This is a genomic window from Flavivirga aquimarina (genome assembly GCF_030540835.1).
GTDB lineage: Bacteria > Bacteroidota > Bacteroidia > Flavobacteriales > Flavobacteriaceae > Flavivirga > Flavivirga aquimarina.
Map to the genome: position 1 here is coordinate 1 of NZ_JAUOEK010000003.1, position 723 is coordinate 723.

The 723-nt window shown below is 32.1% G+C and carries 1 protein-coding gene; it reads left to right on the plus strand.

The genetic code is table 11. From position 1 onward, the window contains the following. Positions 1 to 61 precede the first annotated feature (61 nt). The coding region (locus Q4Q35_RS00015; protein WP_303275864.1) for an IS3 family transposase at positions 62 to 723 on the plus strand (662 nt) is incomplete at its 3' end.

Genomic DNA, 723 nt, shown 5'->3' on the forward strand with positions numbered 1-723 from the left:
TAGGATATAAATCTGTTGCTGAACTAAAAAAAAAGCTAAGGGATTTGCTCCTTTAACTACTATAACTCTTTGTTTTGGACTTAAACGCGATGCGTATTATAAATATAAAGATAGAGCTGATAAGCGTGTAAAGATAGAACAACAGATTATAGAAATTGTAATGAGAAGACGCAGATCCCTGCCCAGAGAAGGTGTCCGTAAACTTAAAAAATCATTGCATAATGAGTTTAAAAAAGCTAATCTTAAAGTCGGTAGAGACACATTATTTAATGTCCTTAGAAAACACCAAATGTTAACACTTAGAAAGAAATATAGTTCTAGAACAACCAATTCGTTGCACAGGTTCTACAAGTATAAAAACATCATTAAAAATGTAGAAGTCATAAGTCCAAATCAAGTTTGGGTGAGCAATATAACTTATATAAGAACCATAAAAGGGTTTTGTTATCTCGCTCTCATTACAGACATGTGTTCTAGAAAAATTATTGGTTATGACCTAAGTAATAGTTTGGAACTTAAAGGATGTGTTAGAGCACTTAATAAGGCTATTTACCAAGCAAAAAATATTAAAGGTCTTATCCACCATTCAGACAGAGGCATACAATATTGCAGTAATGTATACACACAAATTCTTAAAAGAAATAAAATAGACATCAGTATGACGGAAGAAAATCATTGCTATGAAAACGCCATGGCTGAACGTGTAAACGGTATCTTGAAAGA